This is a genomic window from Mesorhizobium sp. M0898 (assembly GCF_040319695.1).
Lineage (GTDB): Bacteria > Pseudomonadota > Alphaproteobacteria > Rhizobiales > Rhizobiaceae > Mesorhizobium.
The window spans coordinates 1-1,348 of the sequence record NZ_JAMYOE010000126.1 but is presented as its reverse complement, the minus strand read 5'-3'; the positions used below and the strand labels follow the sequence as shown (position 1 = coordinate 1,348).

Annotated in this window: 2 protein-coding genes and 1 pseudogene; all 3 read right to left on the bottom strand. The window is 64.3% G+C overall.

Translation table 11 applies throughout. The annotated features are described in order from the left end of the window. Nucleotides 1-314: pseudogene (locus tag NKH90_RS34525) on the bottom strand (branched-chain amino acid ABC transporter permease); the annotation flags it as partial. Nucleotides 315-317: 3 nt separating this feature from the next. Continuing rightward, nucleotides 318-1,214, bottom strand: a complete 897-nt coding sequence (locus NKH90_RS34520) for a branched-chain amino acid ABC transporter permease (protein ID WP_352453924.1) — start codon at nt 1,212-1,214, stop codon at nt 318-320. Beyond that, a partial coding sequence (locus NKH90_RS34515) for an ABC transporter ATP-binding protein C-terminal domain-containing protein (protein ID WP_502898905.1) occupies nt 1,214-1,348 on the bottom strand: 135 nt, incomplete at its 5' end. The genes NKH90_RS34515 and NKH90_RS34520, both read right to left, overlap by 1 nt.

Below are 1,348 nucleotides of genomic sequence, written 5' to 3'. Positions count from 1 at the left end.
GAAATCCCGGCCAGGATCATGGTCGCAGCCAGCGGCAGTCCTTCGACCCGAAGGTTGAAATTGTAGGCGGCGAAAGCGCCGACCGCCATGAAGGCGGAGGAGCCCAGCGAAAGCTGGCCGCAATAGCCGGTCAAAAGGTTGAGGCCGACCGCCGCCAGGCTGAGCGCAAGGAACGGCAGCAGGATCGCCTCGACGAGATAGCTCGACGCATAGGCGGGGATCAGGCCGTAGGCCACGGCAATCAGGGCGACGGGCAGAGCTAACCTCTGCCAGTCGATGGGAAGCCTTGCGGCATCGAGCGCTTGCACGGCCATCGGTCAGACCCTTTCGACAGTCTTCTGGCCAAACAGGCCGGAGGGGCGCACCAGCAGGACGACCAGCGCCAGCGCATAGGCGAACCAGCCTTCGATGCCGCCACCGACAAAGGGTCCGAGGTAGACCTCGGCGAGCTTCTCGCTGGCGCCGATGATGAGGCCGCCGACGATGGCGCCGAGGATAGAATCGAAGCCGCCAAGCACCAGCACCGGCAGCGCCTTCAGCACGATCAGCGACAGCGAGAACTGGACGCCGAGGCGCGCGCCCCACAAGAGCCCCGCGACCAGTGCCACGAACCCCGCGGCCGTCCACACCGTTCCCCAGATCCGGGGCAGCCGCAGCCCGACGGCGAGCGCCGCGAACTGGTCGTCTGCGACGGCGCGAAACGCTAGGCCGACGCGGGTCCAATAGAAGAATGCGCTCAAGCCGGCGACCATCGCCGCGGCAATGCCTGCAGCAAGAAGATCGAACGACGATATCAGGATACCGCCGACCTCGAACGGCGTGTCGTCGATGCCGAGATCGAGCCCGTGCACCTGCGTGCCCCACACCAACTGGGCAGCGCCTTCAATGATGTAAGACAGGCCAAGCGTGGCCATGAACAGCGTCATCGGCGAGCGATTGACCAGCGGCCTCAGCACAGTTCGCTCGATGGTGAAGCCCAGCGCAACCATGACCGCGAGGGTAATGAGCATTGAAAGCGCAAACGGGATGCCGCGTTCGACAAGGCTGACAAAGGTGAGTGCGGCGAACAGCACCATCGACCCTTGCGCGAAGTTCAGCACGCCCGACGTCTTGTAGATCAGCACGAAACCGATGGCGACGAGCGAATACATGACGCCTGAGAGCAAGCCACCGACCAGCACCTCGATGACGAAGAGGAAATCATAGTAGCTCATCAGATGCCCTCGCCATCTTCGCCTTCGGCGGTGCCGATATAGGCCCGGATCACCGCCGGATTGGCCCTGACCTCGGCCGGTGTCCCGTCGGCGATCTTGCGGCCGTAGTCGAGCACGGCGACGCGGTCGGAGAG